15 protein-coding genes are annotated in these 19,976 nt (G+C 65.2%); 14 read left to right on the top strand and 1 reads right to left on the bottom strand.

Annotated features, from left to right (window positions below; translation table 11 throughout):
• Nucleotides 1-510 precede the first annotated feature (510 nt).
• The 5 genes from AC56LU_RS15120 to AC56LU_RS15140 all read left to right on the top strand — a co-directional run bounded on the left by AC56LU_RS15120 (nt 511) and on the right by AC56LU_RS15140 (nt 7,662).
• On the top strand, nt 511-3,558 hold the full coding sequence (locus tag AC56LU_RS15120; protein WP_497176430.1) for a TonB-dependent receptor: 3,048 nt from the start codon (nt 511-513) through the stop codon (nt 3,556-3,558).
• Nucleotides 3,559-3,688: 130 nt separating this feature from the next.
• The gene (locus tag AC56LU_RS15125) at nt 3,689-4,402 is read left to right on the top strand and encodes a SapC family protein (RefSeq protein WP_497176431.1); all 714 of its coding nucleotides are present in this window, start codon (nt 3,689-3,691) and stop codon (nt 4,400-4,402) included.
• Complete coding sequence (locus AC56LU_RS15130) at nt 4,392-5,417, top strand: cupin-like domain-containing protein (protein ID WP_497176432.1); 1,026 nt, start codon at nt 4,392-4,394, stop codon at nt 5,415-5,417. Before AC56LU_RS15125 ends, AC56LU_RS15130 begins: the two co-directional genes overlap by 11 nt.
• A 95-nt stretch (nt 5,418-5,512) precedes the next feature.
• Nucleotides 5,513-6,610 (top strand): phospholipase A, encoded by a 1,098-nt coding sequence (locus AC56LU_RS15135; RefSeq protein WP_497176433.1) that lies wholly within the window; start codon nt 5,513-5,515, stop codon nt 6,608-6,610.
• A gap of 47 nt (nt 6,611-6,657) precedes the next feature.
• Nucleotides 6,658-7,662: a fumarylacetoacetate hydrolase family protein gene (locus tag AC56LU_RS15140; RefSeq protein ID WP_497176434.1), complete on the top strand. Its 1,005-nt coding sequence runs from the start codon at nt 6,658-6,660 to the stop codon at nt 7,660-7,662.
• Between the two features lie 75 nt (nt 7,663-7,737).
• Here AC56LU_RS15140 and AC56LU_RS15145 read toward each other — a convergent pair whose 3' ends face one another.
• Nucleotides 7,738-8,952: a hypothetical protein gene (locus tag AC56LU_RS15145; RefSeq protein ID WP_497176435.1), complete on the bottom strand. Its 1,215-nt coding sequence runs from the start codon at nt 8,950-8,952 to the stop codon at nt 7,738-7,740.
• 249 nt (nt 8,953-9,201) lie between these two features.
• Here AC56LU_RS15145 and AC56LU_RS15150 point away from each other — a divergent pair, with 249 nt between their 5' ends.
• The 9 genes from AC56LU_RS15150 to AC56LU_RS15190 all read left to right on the top strand — a co-directional run bounded on the left by AC56LU_RS15150 (nt 9,202) and on the right by AC56LU_RS15190 (nt 19,879).
• Nucleotides 9,202-10,374, top strand: a complete 1,173-nt coding sequence (locus AC56LU_RS15150; RefSeq protein WP_497176436.1) for an MraY family glycosyltransferase — start codon at nt 9,202-9,204, stop codon at nt 10,372-10,374.
• Between the two features lie 112 nt (nt 10,375-10,486).
• Nucleotides 10,487-11,563, top strand: coding sequence for a dTDP-glucose 4,6-dehydratase (gene rfbB / locus AC56LU_RS15155; protein ID WP_497176437.1), 1,077 nt, complete (start codon nt 10,487-10,489; stop codon nt 11,561-11,563).
• Entirely contained in the window at nt 11,560-12,477 is a 918-nt protein-coding gene (rfbD, locus tag AC56LU_RS15160) for a dTDP-4-dehydrorhamnose reductase (RefSeq protein ID WP_497176438.1), read from the top strand. Before rfbB ends, rfbD begins: the two co-directional genes overlap by 4 nt.
• Entirely contained in the window at nt 12,474-13,352 is an 879-nt protein-coding gene (gene rfbA / locus AC56LU_RS15165) for a glucose-1-phosphate thymidylyltransferase RfbA (RefSeq protein WP_497176439.1), read from the top strand. The genes rfbD and rfbA overlap by 4 nt, the downstream gene beginning before the upstream one ends.
• On the top strand, nt 13,352-13,897 hold the full coding sequence (gene rfbC / locus AC56LU_RS15170; protein WP_497176440.1) for a dTDP-4-dehydrorhamnose 3,5-epimerase: 546 nt from the start codon (nt 13,352-13,354) through the stop codon (nt 13,895-13,897). The genes rfbA and rfbC overlap by 1 nt, the downstream gene beginning before the upstream one ends.
• Nucleotides 13,898-14,010: 113 nt before the next feature.
• Nucleotides 14,011-15,201: a flagellar biosynthesis protein FlhB gene (gene flhB, locus AC56LU_RS15175; RefSeq protein WP_497176441.1), complete on the top strand. Its 1,191-nt coding sequence runs from the start codon at nt 14,011-14,013 to the stop codon at nt 15,199-15,201.
• Nucleotides 15,201-17,321, top strand: coding sequence for a flagellar biosynthesis protein FlhA (flhA, locus tag AC56LU_RS15180; RefSeq protein WP_497176442.1), 2,121 nt, complete (start codon nt 15,201-15,203; stop codon nt 17,319-17,321). Before flhB ends, flhA begins: the two co-directional genes overlap by 1 nt.
• A 346-nt stretch (nt 17,322-17,667) precedes the next feature.
• Nucleotides 17,668-19,089, top strand: a complete 1,422-nt coding sequence (gene flhF / locus AC56LU_RS15185) for a flagellar biosynthesis GTPase FlhF (RefSeq protein WP_497176443.1) — start codon at nt 17,668-17,670, stop codon at nt 19,087-19,089.
• Nucleotides 19,082-19,879, top strand: a complete 798-nt coding sequence (locus tag AC56LU_RS15190) for a MinD/ParA family ATP-binding protein (protein ID WP_497176444.1) — start codon at nt 19,082-19,084, stop codon at nt 19,877-19,879. Before flhF ends, AC56LU_RS15190 begins: the two co-directional genes overlap by 8 nt.
• Nucleotides 19,880-19,976 lie beyond the last annotated feature (97 nt).

The raw sequence follows: 19,976 nt of genomic DNA on the forward strand, positions 1-19,976 counted from the left end.
TTGGTGGTCGCCGGTGACGGGCATGAGCCGAGAAAGTGGGGTAAGCGTGACTATTATGCAACACTACCATGAACGCAGGGAAAAAAATTCGCTGTTTGTCGAGGCGGTAAACGCTTGCAAGTATAACCGGCTCTTCCGTTCGACAGTCGCCGCAGCAAACAACGCGAAGTCCTTGAATTGTCTATGAAATCGATTTCATAAGTGATCCTTGCCACTGTGCGTCCGGCTTCTCCCTGGGCAGATAAACGGCGTTTTTTGTTGCGGTCCCATAACCAAACGTAGCTTGTTTAGTTTGTTCGACGAATTGACTAATTAAATCTCTTTCACTAATCTCCGGTCATTACAACAAGTCCGCGGCAAAGGCTTGAGCCTGCGTGTGCGCCGCCTGTACACAGCACGACGGACAAGGCCCACTACAAATTTTCAAATCAAGGTGTATTTCGACAACACCAAACCGCGGCACGTTCCCGACCGGGCGCGGCGCCATCTTTGTAGAAGAGAGGAGACATAGTGCTGCACAAGAAAACCAAGGGTAATGCCTTCCATCCGGGCACCAGGCACCGGCTGATCGTTCTGGCGGTAGCGAGCGCATGCGCCACGCTGGTCGCGCAAGTCCATGCACAGGAAGCGAACAATCAGGCCGCGGTCAATGCGGCTCCCGGCACCGCGGCGCCAGGCAACGCGGCCGAGCCGGCCACTCCCACCGCTGGCAACACCGTCGTCGTGACGGGCATCCGCGCCGCCATGCAGTCGACGCTCAACCTGAAGCGCAACTCGGATGGGTTCGTGGACGGTATTGCAGCCGATGACATCGGCAAGTTCCCCGACACCAACCTGGCGGAAGCGCTGCAGCGCATCAGCGGCGTGTCGATCGACCGCAACCGCGGCGAAGGCGCCCTGGTCACCGTGCGCGGCGTCGGCCCGGACCTGAACCTGGTGCTGCTCAACGGGCGCCAGATGCCGACCGCGAACCTGGGCGACCAGTCCGGCCGTGCATTCGACTTCAGCAACCTGGCCGCGGAAGCCGTGTCCCAGATCCAGGTGTACAAGAGCGTGCGCGCCGACGTCACCCCGGGCGGCATCGGCGCCACCCTGAACGTCATGACCGGCCGTCCGCTCGACCTCGGCAAGCAGGCCAGCTTCGGCGCCAAGCTCGTCCACGACACGTCCAACAACAACCTGCCGGCCCAGAACAAGGCCGGGCGTTCGACCACTCCTGAAGTCTCGGGCTTGTACAGCAACACCTGGAACGACGGGATGTTCGGCCTGTCCGCCAGTGCCAGCTACCAGGAACGCAACATGGGCGTCAACACGGCCGCCGTCATCAACGGCTGGCTCGGGCCGCTCAAGATCGGCGACACCACCGATGGCGCCATCCCGCAGCCGGGCAATCCGAATTTCGTCAACATCAAGAACCCGCCGAGCGGGAACGACCTGTATCTGTCGCCGCAGAACATGTCGTACAAGATGAACGGCTACCAGCGCCAGCGTACCAACGGCCAGCTGACTTTCCAGTTCCGCCCGGTCAAGGAACTGACCGCCACCCTCGACTACACCTACGCCGAGAACAAGCTCCAGCACCGCTATAGCGAATTGTCGGCCTGGTTCGGCCACAACATGGACATCCAGGGCGCCGAGTTCACGAAAGGTCCGCTGGCCTCGCCGCTGTACTACGAAGAGCGCTATACCAGTCCCCAGGATATCTCGATGAACGGCGGCGACTCGGCCCGCAAGTCGACCCTGAACTCGCTCGGTTTCAACACCCAGTGGCGCGCGACACCCGACCTGACCCTGAGCTTCGACGCGCACCACTCGGTCGCCGAAGCGAAGTCGGACAGCCCGTACGGATTCAACAACGACCTGGCCACCGCCAGCTTCAGCCGCGGTGTCACGCGCGCCGATTTCACCAGCGAAATGCCGGTGCTGTCGATCCAGGGCGCCGACTTCGTCGGCAGGCCGCACCAGGTCGCGGGCTCGTGGTTCCAGGACGGCCGCAACAAGATGGAGCTCGACCAGGTCCAGCTGGGCGGCAAGCTCAGGCTGTTCGAGCGCTCGGGCCTGAACTTCGGCGCTGCGTTCACCGAGAACAAGAACGAGTCGATCTTCCAGCAGGTGCAACGCGATACCTGGGGCGGTACGGTGCCGGTCACGTCGAACGCCTACGACCAGAACATGTGGCACGCGGATAACCTGCGCAATTACTTCAGCAAGCTGGGCGGCGCCGACAATCCGGCCCTGTTCACCCAGATCCACCCCTTCGATTTCGAAGCGGTACGCAATGCCGCCATCGCGATCACCGGCGACCGTGCCGGCTACACGCCGAGCCTGGCCAACCCGGCCTACAACCGCACCACGGTCGAGAAGACCAAGTCGCTCTACTTCCAGTTCAACACCGACTGGGATACCGCGCTGCCGATGCACACCGGGATCGGTTTCCGCTACGAGCAGACCCGGGTCGCCTCGACCGGCCTGACCAAGGTGCCGACCGGGATCCGCTGGATTTCGGAAAACGAGCTGCCGGTCGACTTCGGTTCCCAGCAATTCGAGACGCTGGAAGGCAAGTACAACAACTTCCTGCCGAGCGTGGACTGGGACATGGACCTGCGCTCCGACCTGAAGCTGCGCGCCAGCTACGGCGTATCGATCGGCCGTCCACGCTACGACCAGATCGCCGGCGGCAGTACCTACGGCACCACCGCCAGCGTCACGGGCGTGACGGTCAGCCGCGGCAACCCGGCACTGGAACCGGTCAAGTCCAAGAACCTGGACTTCTCCGCCGAGTGGTATTACAACAAGCAGAGCATGCTCTCGCTGGGCTTGTTCCACAAGAAGCTGACCGATTACACGGGTTCGACCGTGATCACCGAAGGCTCGCCGACCGCGACCACGCCGGTGGGCGGCGCGTACTGGAATGCGGCGGTGGCGTCGGGCTGCTCGGTCTCGAACCGGATCTGCATCCGCAACTACATCCTGCGCACCTATGCCGGTCAGGCAGGCGTGACCTATACGGGCGAGAACTCGTCCGGCGTCGCGCAGGGCACGATCACCGGCATCCCGGGCAATCCGGCACTGCCTTACCAGGTGTCCACCCTGGTCAACTCGCAGGGCGACACCCTGAAGGGCGCCGAGCTCAACTGGCAGCACATGTTCGCCAACGGTTTCGGCTTCCAGACCAACTACACCTACGTAAAGTCGGGCCTGACCTACAACAACCTCAGTGTGGGCAACCAGTTCGCGCTGGTCGGGCTGTCGGATTCGGCCAACGTCGTCGGTATCTACGAAGACAGCAACTGGTCGGTCCGTGCAGCCTACAACTGGCGTGACCGCTTCCTGTCCTCGACCAACGACAACGGCAAGCCGAACCCGAGCTATGTCGAGCCCTACGGCCAGCTGGACATTTCGATCGGCTACAACCTCAGCAAGAACCTGAGCCTGTCGCTGGAGGCGATCAACGTCAACGACGAAACCCAGCGTGTCCATGGCCGTTCGGAGATGCAGGTGTTGCAGGTTTCCACGGGCGGTCGGCGCTATATGGTGGGAGCCCGCTACAAGTTTTAAGTTCGGTGCCGGGCGGTGCTTCGGCGCCGCCTTTTCAAGCAGGCCGTCCTCGTGCGGCCTGTTTTTTTCACACGCATGGTTTTGCCTGTGCGACACTTCCAAAGCCATAAAAAAGAGAACAGAGGAGACCATGAGCCAATCCGTTTTGCTGCACAGCCTGGAACACAAGGACTTGCGCGTCATGTCCGAGCGCGGCGCCGCGTATGGCGACAACGTGATGTTCAGCTTGACCTTCCCACAGGAATTCCGCCAGGTCCAGGCCCATTATCCGATCGTCTTTCGCCGTACCGATGACGCGAGCGGCTTCGAGGCGCTGGCGCTGTTCGGCTTTGAAACCGGCGAGAACCTGTTCCTGGACCACCAGGGCTGGGACGCGCATTATGTCCCACTGAATATCGAGCGCCGACCCTTCCTGATCGGCCGCAATGGCGACGAGCTCAACATCCATATTGACCTGGAACACCCGCGCGTGAGCCGGACCATGGGAAATGAACTGTTCCTGCCGTACGGCGGCACCAGCCCCTACCTGCAACGCATCCATTCGGTGCTGCTGACCCTGCACCAGGGCCTGCAAGCCATGCCGGCCTTCGTGGCGGCGCTGGTCGAGCACGCGCTGCTCGAATCCTTCGTTGCCGACATCGCCCTCGAAGACGGCTCGCAGCACCGCCTCATGGGCTTTTACACGATCAACGAGGAGCGCCTGCATGCCTTGCCGGGCGCCGCACTCGAACGCCTGAGCCGCGACGGCCACCTGGAGGCCATCTACATGGCGGTGGCCTCGCTCGCCAACTTCCGCGACCTGATCGCGCGCCGCGAGCAACAAGAGAACCGTCGTGCTGCCTGAACCCGCGCCGATCCGCGAGCTCGACTGCCACGAAGGCGGCGGCACTGCGGCCATCCTCACCGACGCGCTGCTCGCCTCCACCGAACCGGTCGTGCTGCGCGGGCTGGCCGCGCGCTGGCCGATGGTGGACCGGGCGCGCAGGTCGCAGCGGGAAGCGGGCGCCTACCTGCGCCGTTTCTACCGCGGCGAGCAGGTGCTGGCCTTCCTGGGCGCGCCCGAGATGGCGGGGCGCTATTTCTATAACGACGAGCTGAGCGGGTTCAATTACGCCGCCATCAAGGTACCGCTCGACAAGGTGCTGGAAGAACTGGAAGACCACAAGGACGATGCCCGTCCACCCTCGGTCTACGTCGGCTCGACCATGATCGACCACTACCTGCCGGGTTTCCGCGCCGAGAACGACCTCGACCTGGGCCAGCGCGTGCCCCTGGTCAGCATCTGGATCGGCAACCGTTCGCGCATCGCCGCCCACTACGACGTGCCGGACAACATCGCCGTCGTGGCTGCAGGGCGCCGCCGTTTCACCTTGTTCCCGCCGGAGCAGGTGGCCAACCTGTACGTCGGGCCGCTCGATTTCACGCCGGCCGGGCAGGCGATCAGCCTGGTCGACTTCGCCAAGCCGGACCTGCAGCGCTTTCCGCGCTTTGCGCGCGCCATGCAAAGCGCCCTGTCGGCCGAACTGGGGCCGGGCGACGCGATCTTCATTCCATCGATGTGGTGGCACCACATCGAGGCGCTCGCGCCATTCAACGCCCTGGTCAACTATTGGTGGCGCCAGTCGCCGCCGCACATGGATTCGCCGGCCAGTGCGCTGATGCTGGCGCTGCTCACCATGCGCGATCTCCCGCCCGCCCAGCGAAGTGCCTGGCAGGAGCTGTTCCGCCATTACGTGTTCGAGAGCGACGGCAGCGAAGCCGACCACATCCCGTCGGCGGCGCGCAGGATGCTGGCGCCACTGGACGTGGACGGCGCGCGGGCGCTGCGCATCCAGCTGCTCAACAGGTTGAACCGATAGACGCAGGCAAACGGTGCGACATCGCCGCCGCTTTTCCGCGACACTAGCGTTGATTAATCGCAAACCTGCCGTAGAGCATTTCCCAAAGAAAGCCCATGCATTTAAAGAAGATCCCCGTAGCACTGCTGCCATTCGTGTTCACCCTCCCGGTCGCCGCCCAGCAACTCCCCCAGCAGTTGGCCGATTGCGCCAAAGTCACCGACACCACCCAGCGCCTGACCTGCTTCGACGGCCTCGCCAAAGCCCACGGCGCCACCCCGGCGGCGCCTGCCGTGCTGCCCGCGACGACGCCCGCGGCCGCGCAGGACGTTGCCGCTGTTACTGGCCAGCAGCCAGGCGCCTTCCCGGTCAAGCCCCAGCCGGACGCCGCCGCCTCGATCGACCCGGCTGTCGAGGCCGCCGCCGAGTACACCATGGACGCCCACTGGGAGCTGAATGAAAAGCAGCGCCGCGGCGTATTCGTGTTCCGCCCGCATAACCCGAACTACCTGATCGCAGCCCGCAGCTACCGCCCCAACGAGGCGCCCTACGAACCCTTCCGCGCGGCCGATTTCACCGGCAAGCTGTCGCACGCCGAACTGCAATACCAGCTCGGCTTCAAGATGAAGGCGGTCGAAACCTTGTTCGAATCGCCGGTCGACCTCTGGTTCGGCTACACCCAGAACAGCTTCTGGCAGGCCGGTAACCGTGAAGCATCCAGCCCCTTCCGCGAAACCAACTACCAGCCGGAAGTCATGTTGGTGACGCCGCTGAACTTCAGTGTCCTGGGTGCCAACATCAAATTCCTGAACCTGGGCCTGAGCCACCAGTCGAACGGCCAGTCTTCGTCGCTGTCGCGCAGCTGGAACCGGGTCTATGCCCAGGTCGGCCTGGAGCGCGGGCGGCTGTCGCTGACGGCGAAGGTGTGGAAGCGCGTCAACGAGGCGCTCGAGGACGACAACAACCCCGACATCGTCGACTACCTGGGCCGCGCCGAACTGGCCGGCACCTACCGGATGGACGGCCATGAGTTTTCGGCCATGCTGCGCCGAAACCTTTCCACCAGCAAGGGCGCGACCCAGCTCGGCTGGGCCTTCCCGCTGGCCGGACCGCTCAAGGGCTACGTGCACTGGTTCTCGGGCTATGGCCAGAGCCTGATCGACTACAACTACTTCCAGCGCAGCATCGGCGCCGGCGTGGTGATGCAATATTGAGGGGTGCTCGGCTACAATAGCGGGTTGCCAACAAGAGCCCGCTTTCCATGAAACTCGCCACGCTGAAAGACGGTAGCCGCGACGGCCAATTGCTGGTCGTGTCGCGCGACCTGAAAGCTGCCCACGTCGCCGACGGCATCGCCCCGACGCTGCAGGCCGCACTGGACGACTGGGCCTTCATTGCGCCCCAGCTGCTTGAGCTGTCGCTGCTGCTGAACGAGGGCCGGGCGCGGCGTCCCTTCGATTTCGACCCGGCCGCCTGCATGGCGCCGCTGCCGCGCGCCTACCAGTGGGCCGACGGCTCGGCCTACGTCAACCATGTCGAGCTGGTGCGCAAGGCGCGCAAGGCCGAGATGCCGGCGTCGTTCTGGGAAGACCCGCTGATGTACCAGGGCGGCAGCGACGATTTCCTGGGGCCGATGGACGACATCGTCCTGGCGCACGAGGAATGGGGCATCGATTTCGAGGCCGAGGTGGCGGTGATCACCGGCGACGTGCCGATGGGGGCCACGCCCGACGAGGCGCATGGGCAGATTCGCCTCCTGACGCTGGTCAACGACGTCTCGCTGCGCAACCTGATTCCCGACGAACTGGCCAAGGGCTTCGGCTTCCTGCAGTCGAAGCCTGCGACCAGCTTTGCGCCCGTGGCGGTGACCCCGGACGAGCTGGGCGAAGCCTGGCGCGGCGGCAAGCTGCACCTGCCGCTGCGCTCGAGCTGGAACGGCCACCTGGTCGGCCAGCCGCATGCCGGCACCGACATGGTGTTCAATTTCCCGCAACTGATTGCGCACCTGTGCAAGAGCCGCAACGTGCGGGCCGGCAGCATCGTCGGATCGGGCACGGTCTCGAACAAGGATGCGGGCAAGGGCGGAACGCCGCCCGGATATTCGTGCATCGCGGAGAAGCGCTGCCTGGAGATGATCGCGGACGGCGCCGCCAGCACGCCCTTCATGCGCTTCGGCGACACCATCCGGATCGAGATGTTGGATGAGAAGGGCAAGTCGATTTTCGGGGCGATCGAGCAGACGGTAAAAAAGCTGGAACGCCCGTAGGGTGGGCGGCTTGTCCGCCCACGCGGTGATTGTTGGCGGTTCCGCTTTCGTGCGGGGTGATCTTGATGCTGACTATCACCGCGTGGGCGGCGAAGCCGCCCACGCTACGGACCAGAAATCATCGGGAGCGCCGCTGCCGCGCAGATCGACTTCCACCGGCTGGCTGATCCGCCGCAGCACCGCGGCCGCCAGCAGCCGGCCGTCCGGCTCGTGCAGCCGGTACCACAGGAAGGCGGCCCCCGACAGGCGCAGGTGCTGGCCGGTGAACAGGTTTTCCTTCACGATGCTCATGCCTTCCAGCCGCAGGTCGATGTCGAGCACCAGGCTGCCGGCGGTGCGTTCGCTGTAGCCGAGGAAGCGGGCGGCGTTGAACAGCGGGCTTTTTTCGCTGGCTTCGCCGACCCTGAGCGAATCGATGAAGGCATCCACCACCTTCAGCTGCGCCAGCGCGGCCTGGGCGACCGCCGCGAGTTCCTTCTTCTGCTCGCCCTTGGCGGCATCGAGCAGCACCTGCAGCTCGGCGATGCGCTGGGCGTAGCTGGCGCGGTGGACGGCGAGGGTGTTGACGCGCCCCAGCAGTTTCTCGTAGCGGACCCAGTCGAGTTCACCCAGGTAGCCGGCTCCGAGTCCGCTGATGCGCTCGGGGCAGGCTTGTGCGACAGCGCTGGCGAACAGGCTGTGCGCACCTTCGCCGTAGCCGATGCCGGTGACCGTCACGTCGCTGCGCAGCAGGGCGGCAAGGTCGGCGCCGGCGCGCACGGTGGCCGGGACGATGGTCAGTACGGATAGCAACTGAGGCGGCAGCGCGGCCGCGCCGGAGCCGGGCGGGCGCTGGGTGTCGAGGTAGCGCTGCAAGGCCTTGTTGCGCTCGGCCATGTCGTCGGCCAGGCGGACGAGGGCGCTGTCGAGGGTGCGCGCCGCCACCATGCCCTGGGCCGTGGCAGGATCGTAGAGGGCCGTGTGGCGCCCGGCAGGCAGGCGGGCGCACAGTCCGGCGGCCAGCTCGCGCGCCAGGTCGAAAGCGCGCACCAGCCCGGCGGCGCCGAACTGGCGGCTGTCGATGGCGCCGGCCAGCGGTTTCGATTGGGCGGGCGGCAGGCGTGCCAGCAGTTCGGCGCGTTCGGCTTCGGCCACCGCCTGGCGTGCCTCGGCCTCGAGCTGGCGGGTGCGCAGGTCGGCCAGCTCGCTGGATGACTGGCCGCAGGCCGGCCGATGAAAGGCGGTGAATAGGGTGGCAAGCAGGAGAAATCGTGCGGCGCGATTTTGGTGAATTACGCGGGCGAATACCATGTTCGGCTCCCGGATACTGAAATCTTATTCAGTAAGAATAATTGCCGCGAATAAAAGTGTAACAAATTGTCGAGAAATATTAGGAGAAGTTTCAGGGTTATTGCTTGCTAGGTATCAAACTCCCTAGAATCGGCAATTCTGCTTAACAGATCAACGACTTGCAGCGCACGCCGGGAAACAGTCTGTAACACGTTTGCCCATTAGTTAAATAGAAATGCGATAGAATTGACGAGTTAACAAAGTGGTTCTATGAGTATTATTAATCTCACCTTCTCCGGCCTCGAGCTCGGTTTTGCCGTATCGCTTGCCTGTTCCATGCTGCTCGTCCTGACGACCCGCTGGCACGGGCGCTATTCGCTTGACGCGACGCACGGCGTGCAGAAATTCCATATCACCCCGACCCCGCGCGTTGGCGGCGCCGCCATCATGCTCGGCCTGTGGCTGTCGCTCGGCGTGCTGCCCCCCGAACAACAGGAACTGCTGCTGCCGGTGCTGGTGTCCGCCATGCCCGCCTTCGTGTTCGGCCTGGCCGAGGACCTGACCGGCAACGTATCGGTGCGCGCGCGCCTGCTCGCCACCATCGCCAGCGGCGTGTTGTGCTGGGGGCTGACTGGCGTCACCTTGCTGCACGTCGGCATCGCGCCGATCGACATGCTGCTGACCTGGCTGCCGGCCTCGGTCCTGTTTACCGCCGTCGCGGTAGGCGGCGTGGCCAATGCGGTCAACATCATCGACGGTTTCAATGGCCTGGCCAGCGGCACCGTCCTGATCGGCATGGCCGCGATCGGCATCATCGCCCAGGATGCCGGCGACGCCACCCTGGCCCAGCTGTGCTTCGTGGTGTGCGCCGTCACGGCCGGCTTCTTCGTCGTCAACTTCCCGTTCGGCAAACTGTTCCTCGGCGATGGCGGCGCCTACCTGCTCGGCTTCATGCTGGCCTGGATGTCGGTAATGCTGGTCTACCGCAACCCGCTGGTGTCGCCATGGGCTCCGCTGCTGGCCTGCGGCTATCCGATCTTCGAGACCGTGTTCACCATCGTGCGCCGCCTGTGGTGCCGCCGCCATCCGGGTCACCCGGACAGCTGGCACCTGCACAGCCTGGTCAAGACCGCGATCGCCGCGCGCTACTTCCGCGCGCTGCCGGCGCCGCTGCGCAACGCCTGCGTGTCACCGTTCTCGTGGGCGGTGGCGCTGGTGCCGGCCATGATGGCGGTGCGCTTCGCCGCCGTGCCGGAAGCCCTGTTGCAGGGTGTGCTGGCGAGCTTCCTGCTGTACCTGTCGGTGTACGCCTTCGTGGTCTCGGCCTGGTGGGCGCGCCGCCGCCACACGCAGCGTCCGGCCGGGCGCGCCATGCCCCTGGCTCCCTTGAGCGACATGGCGCTCGAGCAGACCAACTCTTCCTTCATCCAGCGCGGCCTGTAATCCATCCTGCTCCCTGCGACGACGGGTTGACCGGACGACAGTGTCAACCGAGAATGTCGGTTTGGCGCCTGTCAGCGGCCTGGCGCCGGCTCAACCATCAGGAAAGCAGGGAATGACTATCCTCGTAACAGGCGGAGCGGGCTTCATCGGCTCGAACTTCGTCATCGACTGGCTCGCTCACCATGACGAAGCCGTCGTCAACCTCGACAAGCTGACCTACGCCGGCAACCTCGACAACCTGGCCGGCCTGGCCGGCGACGGGCGCCACCATTTCGTGCGCGGCGACATCGGCGACGGCGCCCTGGTGGCGCGCCTGCTGGCCGGGCACGGGGTCAGGGCGGTGCTGAACTTCGCGGCCGAGAGCCACGTCGACCGCTCGATCGAAGGTCCGGCCGCTTTCATCCAGACCAATATCGTCGGCACCTTCAATTTGCTGGAAGCGGTGCGCGCCTACTGGAACGGCCTCGACGGCGATGCCAAAGCGGCGTTCCGCTTCCTGCACGTATCGACCGACGAAATCTACGGTTCGCTGTCGAGCGGGGCGCCGGCCTTCGACGAGCAGCACCGCTACGAACCGAACAGCCCCTATTCGGCCAGCAAGGCGGCCTCGGACCACCTGGTGCGCGCCTACCACCACACCTATGGATTGCCGGTCCTGACCACCAATTGCTCGAACAATTATGGTCCCTACCATTTCCCGGAAAAGCTGATTCCGCTCGTGATCCACAATGCGCTGGCCGGCAAGCCGCTGCCGATCTACGGCGACGGCCAGCAGATCCGCGACTGGCTCTACGTCCGTGATCACTGCAGCGCGATCCGCCGCGTGCTGGCCGCAGGCCGCCTGGGCGACACCTATAACGTCGGCGGCTGCAACGAAAAGGCCAACATCGATGTGGTGCGCACGCTCTGCGCGATCCTCGACGAACTGCGCCCGCGCGCGGACGGCCAGCCCTACGCGGCCCAGATGCGCTTCGTGAAGGACCGCCCCGGCCACGACCGCCGCTATGCGATCGATGCCGGCAAGCTGGAGCGCGAACTGGGCTGGCGTCCGCTCGAGACCTTCGAGACCGGCATCCGCAAGACGGTCGAGTGGTACCTGGCCAACCAGGAATGGGTGGGCAACGTCACCAGCGGCCACTACCGCGACTGGGTGGAACGCCAGTACGCCTTGGCGCAACCGGCTTCATGAAGATCCTCCTGCTGGGCAAGGACGGGCAGGTCGGCTGGGAACTGGGACGCGCCCTGGCGCCGCTGGGTGACCTGATCGCCTGGAACCGCCGGGAAGCCGACTTCCTCGAGCCGGAATCGCTGCGTGCGCGCGTGCGCAGCCTGCGGCCCGACGTGATCGTCAATGCCGCCGCCTACACTGCGGTGGACCGGGCCGAGGGCGACGAGGCGACGGCGCGCCTGGTGAATGCCACCGCGCCGGGCGTGCTGGCCGAGGAAGCGCAGGCAGGCGGCGCCTGGATGGTGCATTACTCGACCGACTACGTCTTCGACGGCGGCAAGGACGGCGCCTGGACCGAGCTCGACGCGACCGCGCCGCTGTCGGCTTACGGACGCACGAAATGTGAAGGCGAGGAACGCATCCGCGCCAGCGGCGCGCGCCACCTGATCCTGCGCACCAGCTGGGTCGTTGGCGCGCGCGGCAACAATTTTGCCAAGACCATGCTGCGCCTGGCGAAAGAACGCGAGCAGCTCAGCGTGGTGGACGATCAGGTCGGCGCGCCGACCGGCGCGGCGTTGCTGGCCGACGCCACCGCCCTGGCCCTGTACCGGATCGCCCTTGCAGGGCCCGATGCGGGCGCGTTCGCCGGCACCTACCATCTGGCGGCGAGCGGCAGCACCACCTGGCATGGCTTTGCTTGCCACGTGCTGGCGCGGGCCCTGGCCCACGGCATGCCGCTGAAGGCGGGACCGGAGCAGGTGCGGCCGATCGCGTCAAGCGCGTTTGCGGCGCCGGCCGCGCGCCCGGCCAATTCGCGTCTCGACTGCAGCAAGTTCGGCAGCCGTTTCGGGCTGGCGCTGCCCGACTGGCGCCATCACGTGGATCGCTTGGTGGCCGAGCTGGCAGCCCAGGACAACATGCAAGGAAAACCATGAAGCGCAAGGGCATTATCCTGGCAGGCGGCAGCGGCACCCGCCTGTACCCGGCCACGCTGGCCGTCTCGAAGCAGTTGCTGCCGGTGTTCGACAAGCCGATGATTTATTATCCGCTCAGCACGCTGATGCTGGCGGGTATCCAGGACATCCTCGTCATCTCCACACCGCAGGACACGCCGCGCTTCCAGCAGCTGCTGGGCGACGGCGCCCGCCTTGGCGTGAACATCTCGTACGCGGTGCAGGAGTCCCCCGACGGGATCGCCCAGGCCTACCTGATCGGCGCCGACTTCCTCGCCGGCGGGCCGTCGGCCCTGGTGCTGGGCGATAACATCTTCTACGGCCACGACCTGATCTTCCTGCTCGACCGCGCCGACCGCAGCCTTGATGCCAGCATATTCGCCTACCACGTGCAGGATCCGGAGCGTTACGGGGTCGTCGAATTCGACGCCGGCGGACGCGCGGTCAGCCTGGAAGAAAAGCCGCTCCAGCCCCGTTCAAACTATGCGGTGACCGGCCTGTACTTCTACGATGGCCAGGCGGTCGACATCGCCCGCAGCCTGCGCCCTTCGGCGCGCGGCGAACTCGAGATCACCGACATGAACCGCGTCTACATGGACATGGGGCGGCTGCAGGTCGAGATCATGCGGCGCGGCTTTGCCTGGCTCGACACCGGTACCCACGAATCCCTGCTCGACGCCAGCCATTTCATCGCCACGCTGGAAAAGCGCCAGGGCCTGAAGGTGTCCTGTCCCGAGGAGATCGCCTACCGCAAGGGCTGGATCGATGCCGCCCAGCTGGAAGCACTGGCGGCGCCCATGAAGAACAACGGCTATGGCCAGTACCTGATGCGGGTATTGAAAGAGACTGTGTACTGATGAACATCACGCCCCTGGACATCCCCGGTGTCCTGCGCATCGAACCACGCGTGTTCGGCGACGAGCGCGGCTTTTTCTACGAGAGCTTTCACCAGGCCCGCTTCGAGGAAGCGGTTGGTCGGCCGGTCGCTTTCGTACAGGACAACCATTCCAGGTCGGCTCGCAATGTGTTGCGCGGCCTGCACTACCAGGTCAAACAGGCGCAGGGCAAGCTGGTGCGCGTCACTTCAGGCAGCGTGTACGACGTGGTCGTCGACCTGCGCCGCTCCTCGCCCACCTTCGGCCAGTGGCTTGGCGAGATCCTGAGTGCCGACAACAAGACGCAGCTGTGGGTGCCGGCAGGCCTTGCCCATGGCTTCCTGGTGCTGTCGGAAGCGGCAGAGGTGCTCTACAAGACTACCGACTACTACGCGCCGGAACACGAGCGCTGCATCGCCTGGGACGATCCGACCCTGGCGATCGATTGGCCGCTGCAGTCGGCGCCGCTGGTGTCGGGCAAGGATGACAAGGGGATGGCATTTTTGTCAGCGGAAGTGTTCGATTGAGCTCCCACAGACGCAAATAAGCAGGCTTTTCCCATCCTCCTCCCCTTATAGCCATAGGGCAACACCTGCGATAATCCTGCTTTCGGTCAGCACGACCAGCAGGGGAGCAGTGGATGGCGGACGACAGCGACGCAGAAAAGACGGAACCAGCGTCACCCAGGAGGCTCGAGAAAGCCCGTGAGGATGGCGACGTTCCCCGTTCGCGCGAACTCGCCACTTTTACCGTCCTGATGACCGCGGGCGCCGGTCTGTGGATGACCGGCGGTTCGCTGGTCGGCAAGCTGGAGCTGGCCATGCAGTCCGGCCTCTCGCTCAGCCGCGACCAGGTCTTCAATGCCAACGTCCTGATCGAACGCATCACCGCCGACCTGATGGCGGTGATGCTCGCCTGCCTGCCGCTGGCCGGCTTCATCATGCTGGTCGCCCTCGCGTCGCCACTCCTGATCGGCGGCTGGAACTTCTCCGCCAAGGCCTTCGCGCCGAACTTCATGAAGCTCGACCCCATCAAGGGCATCGGCAACATGTTCTCCATGAACGCCCTGATCGAATTGCTGAAGGCCGTCGCCAAGACCCTGGTGGTCGGCGTGGTGGCCTGGGTCGTCATCATGGGCCAGAAGGAGGCGGTGATCGGCCTGGCGGTCGAGCCGCTCAATGCCGGCAGCGCCCACGTCGGCGAACTGGTGGCCAAGGCCTTCCTGTTCATCACCGGCGCGCTGGGCGTGATCGCCGCCATCGACGGGCCCTGGCAGTTGTATCACTACCACGACAAGCTGAAGATGACGCGCCAGGAAGTGATCCAGGAATCGAAGGAATCGGACGGCAATCCGCAGATTAAAGGGAAGATTCGCCAGATGCAGCGCGAAATGGCGCGCGGCCGCATGATGCAGAATGTGCCTACTGCGGATGTGATCGTCACCAACCCGACCCACTACGCGGTGGCGCTGAAGTACGCCGACGGCCAGAAGGGCGCGCCGCGCGTGGTGGCCAAGGGCGTCGACGAAGTCGCGGCCAGGATCCGCGAACTCGGCGCCGAGCACAAGGTGACCCTGCTGGAGGCCCCGGCCCTGGCCCGTGCGCTCTACAAGCACACCGACATCGACGAAGAGATCCCGGAAAAGCTGTTCTCGGCCGTGGCGGAAGTGCTGGCCTACGTGTACCAGCTGCGCGCCTACAAGAAGGGCGAAGGGCTGTACCCGGATCGCCCGAGCAAGCTGGCGGTGCCGGCGGAGATGGACCCGAACGACCCGGCCTACAAAGGACCAGGTGCAGCGAATACAGACCCGGATAACGGAGCATTGCACTAATGAACAGCATCAAACTGCCGGCATGGGCGGGCGGCATGGCGGCAAAGGGCGCCGGCGCGCTCGCCGCACCGATCTTCATCATCGTCCTGCTGGCGATGATGATCCTGCCGCTGCCGGCCTTCGTGCTGGACGTGTTCTTCAGCTTTAACATCGCGCTGTCGGTCATCGTGCTGCTGACCGCGCTGTACACGGTCAAGCCGCTCGACTTCATGGCCTTCCCGGCCATCCTCCTGATCTCGACCATGCTGCGCCTGGCGCTGAACGTGGCCTCGACCCGTATTGTCCTGACCGAAGGCCACACCGGCGGCGCCGCTGCCGGCAAAGTGGTCGAAGCCTTCGGCCACTTCCTGATCGGCGGCAACTTCACGGTCGGTATCGTCGTCTTCATCATCCTGACCATCATCAACTTCTCGGTCGTCACCAAGGGTGCGGGCCGTATCGCCGAAGTCGGCGCACGCTTCGCGCTGGACGCGATGCCGGGCAAGCAGATGGCGATCGACGCCGACCTGAATGCCGGCCTGATCGGCGAAGCCGAGGCCCGCAAGCGCCGCAGCGAAGTGTCGCAAGAGGCCGAGTTCTACGGCGCGATGGACGGTGCGTCCAAGTACGTGAAGGGCGATGCGGTCGCCGGCATCATGATTACCCTGATCAACGTGATCGGCGGCCTGATCATCGGCATGGTCCAGCACGACCTGGCAGTCGGCCAAGCGGCCGAGGTCTACACGCTGTTGGCCATCGGTGACGGCCTGGTGGCGCAGATTCCTTCCCTGATCATTTCGATCGCGGCCGGTATGGTGGTGTCGCGCGTGGCCAACGAGGACGACATCAGCAGCCAGGTGACCAACCAGCTGTTCGCCCGTCCGGAAGCGCTGTACATCACCGGCGGCATCATCTTCGCACTCGGCATGATCCCGGGCATGCCGAACCTGGTGTTCCTGCTGCTGGGCAGTGCGCTGGTGGGCGGCGGCTGGATGATCGCCAAGCGCAAGAAGGAAGGCCCGGACAGGGAAGCGGCTGCCGCGGCCGAGGCTGCGGCGGCCACGGCGGCAAGCGGTGCGGCTGCGCCGGCCGAGTCGGAAGAAGCCACCTGGCAGGACGTCATGGCGGTCGATACCCTGGGCCTCGAAGTGGGCTATCGCCTGATTCCCCTGGTCGACAAGACCCAGGGCGGCGAGCTGCTCAAGCGCATCAAGGGCATCCGCAAGAAGTTCGCCCAGGAAGTCGGCTTCCTGGCGCCGCCGGTACACATCCGCGACAACCTCGAACTCAAGCCCTCCGCCTACCGCATCACCCTGAAAGGTGTGGAAGTGGGCACCGGCGAAGCGATCAACGGCCAGTTCCTGGCGATTAACCCGGGCATGGCCAGCGGCACGCTGCCGGGCCTGGTAACCACCGACCCGGCCTTCGGCCTGCCGGCCACCTGGATCGACGCCAGCCTGCGCGACGAGGCGCAGAGCATGGGCTACACCGTGGTCGATGCCGGCACCGTGGTGGCGACCCACCTGAACCACCTGATCACGACCCACGCTTCGGAACTGCTGGGCCGCCTGGAAGTGCAAGACCTGCTCGACCACCTCGCCAAGGCGACGCCGAAGCTGGTGGAAGACCTGGTGCCGAAGGTCGTGTCGCTGTCGACCTTGCAGAAAGTGCTGCAGAACCTGCTGCAGGAAGGCGTCCACATCCGCGACATGCGCACCATCATCGAATCGCTGTCGGAATTCGCCGGCCAGACCCAGGACCCGGGCGAGCTGACCGCCATGGTGCGGGTGGCGCTGGGCCGCGCCATCGTGCAGCAGCTGTTCCCGGGCGCCAGCGAGCTGTCGGTGATGACCCTGGATAACCGCCTCGAGCGGCTGCTGATGCAGGCGATGGGGCAGGGCGGCGACGGCACCGGTATCGAGCCGGGGCTGGCCGATACCATTGCGCAGCAGGCGGCGAATGCGGCCCAGCAGCAGGAAGCGATGGGCTTGAGCCCGGTGCTGCTGGTGCCGGCGCCGCTGCGGGTGCTGTTGTCGCGTTTCCTGCGCCGCGCGGTGCCGCAGCTGAAGGTGCTGTCGCATAACGAGATTCCGGAAACCAAGACGATTCGGGTGACCAGTCTGGTGGGCGTGCCGATGTAAGCGTTTTCGGGGTTCGTAGGGTGGGCGGCTCCACCCTGCAAAATGATTGACCTGTGCCGCGTATGCCGCCCACGCGTTCAACCAGCTGATGAGCAGCCGTTTTGTCTGTTCGAAGAGGAGTTGAACGCGTGGGCGGCCGCCACGATACCGGCTGTTCGCCCTCCTGGGCGGAGCCGCCCACCCTACGAAAATCTCCTCCGCTTTGCCTTGGCCTTTTGAAATAGGCCCATTTCCCCTTCTTTCTCCCCCGATGGTTTCTCCACGGCATCGCCAATAATGCTGGCTATGGACGGGCAATTGCGCCTGCGAAACTTAGAACAGTACAGTCGAAGTGCGGAGAACAAAGATGAACGTGAAGAAATTTACAGCGGCTACTTCCCGTGACGCCTTGCGGAAGGTGCGCGAGGCGCTCGGCCCTGACGCGGTCATCCTCTCCAACCGCCCGGTCGACGGCGTGGTCGAGATCCTGGCGCTGGACAACGACGATGTCGCCTCGCTGGCTTCTCCGGCCATCGAAGAGCCGCAGCAGCCCGCGTTCGCCGCGTTCGACAACGACTTCGATCCGGAACCGGTCTTCACCCGCGCCCCGGCTGCGCCGCGCGCCGCCGCGCCGCTGCCAAAATCCGATCCATTCGCCGGCCAACCCTATGTGGAGCGCCGCGCCGCGCCGGCCGAACCGGAAATCCCGCCGACCTACGTCAACCGCCGTGCCCCGGCCCCGGAGCCGACGATCGACATGGCCGCCATGACCCAGATGATGAGCGCCGCCATCGCCCAGGCCAAGGAATCGGCCGCGCTTGAAATGAGCGGCATGATGAACGAGATCCGCGCCATGCGCGGCCTGATGGAAACCCAGTTGGCCGAACTGTCGTGGAACGCGACCGCCCAGCGCGAGCCGCAGAAGGCCGCCGTACTGCGCGAGATGCTGGCTGCCGGATTCTCGGCCACCCTGGCGCGCTACCTGATCGACAAGATGCCGTCGACGGGCGACGCCGGCGAAGCCCTCCGCTGGATCAAGACCGTCCTGGCCCGTAACCTCACCACCATCGCCAACGAAGACGACCTGCTGTCGCGCGGCGGCGTGTTCGCCCTGGTCGGCCCGACCGGCGTCGGCAAGACCACCACCACCGCCAAGCTGGCCGCGCGCTGCGTGATGCGCCACGGCCCGGACAAGCTGGCCCTGATCACCACCGACGCCTACCGTATCGGCGGCCACGAGCAGCTGCGCATCTACGGCAAGATCCTGGGCGTGATGGTGCACTCGGTGAAGGACGAAGCCGACCTGCGCATCGCCCTGAAGGAGCTCAAGAACAAGCACACCGTCCTGATCGACACCATCGGCATGTCGCAGCGCGACCAGATGGTGACCGAGCAGGTGGCCATGCTGGCCGGCGCCGACGCCGACGTGAAACGCCTGCTGTGCCTGAACGCGACCTCGACCAACGAGACCCTGAACGAAGTGGTGCGCGCCTACCAGGGCAGCGGCCTGGCCGGCTGCATCATGACCAAGCTGGACGAAGCCGCCTCGATCGGCAACGTGCTCGACGTCGTCATCCGCCAGAAGCTGAACCTGCACTACATCTCGAACGGCCAGCGCGTGCCGGAAGACCTGCACCTGGCCGACCGCGCCATGCTGATCGACCGGGCTTTCCGCAATACCCGCAATGCCGGCGCGCAGTTCAGCGATGCCGATTTGCCGATGATGATGGCCGCAGCTGCGGTCGGACAAAATGCAGACCGCAACATGCGCGAGGTGCAGCTTGGCTAGTTTCGATTTCGACCAGGCCGAAGGCCTGCGCCGGATGCTGCAGGGCCCGCGCCCGCGCATCGTCACTTTTCTCTCCGCCACGCCTGAAGACGACAAGGGCGCCATGCTGGTCAACCTGGGCGCCTCGCTGGCCCAGACCGGGAACGAGGTCCTGATCGTCGACGCCTGCGAGCGCGATTACGGCGTGGCGCGCCGCCTTGGCTTGAGCCGCGCCGCCACGCTGGCGAACGTGGCGCGCCAGGAATGCGGCTTGAACCAGGTGCTGCACGCGGTGCCGCAGGGCTTCTCGGTGGCCGCACTCGGCACGCCGCTGGGCAATGCCGACACGCGCCGCCTGGCCAAGACCTTCGACGTGCTGGTCAAGCAGGCCGGCATCGTGATGGTCGACGCCGAACTCGGCCCGGATGGCGAATTCCCGCTGCCGCTGATGGCCAGTTCGGAAATCGTGGTGCAGGTCGGCACCAGCGCCGCCTCGATCACGAACGCCTATGCGCTGATCAAGCGCCTGGCCCAGCAACTGGGCCGCCGTCCCTTCGGCATCCTGGTGACCGGCGCGACAGAGGCGGAAGCCAAGCTCGTATACGATAATATGTCTACCGCGGCAACACGTTACCTGGCCATCAACCTCAGTTCGATGGGTTCGGTGCCGGCCGACGAGTACCTGCACCGGGCCGCGCGCCTGGGCCGGGCGGTGGTCGATGCCTTCCCGCTGGCGGGAGCCTCGGTGGCCTTCCGTCAGCTCGCGGGCAAGTTCGCGCTGCACCGCATGCCGGGGCTAGGAAGGGGTTGATCGTAGGGTGGGCGGCTTGACCGCCCACGCGGTGATAGCCGAGACATGAATAGCCGCGCAGGCAGCAGTACCGTAATTTGACCGCGTGGGCGGGAAC

Source organism: Telluria sp. PB2R4, assembly GCF_059685695.1.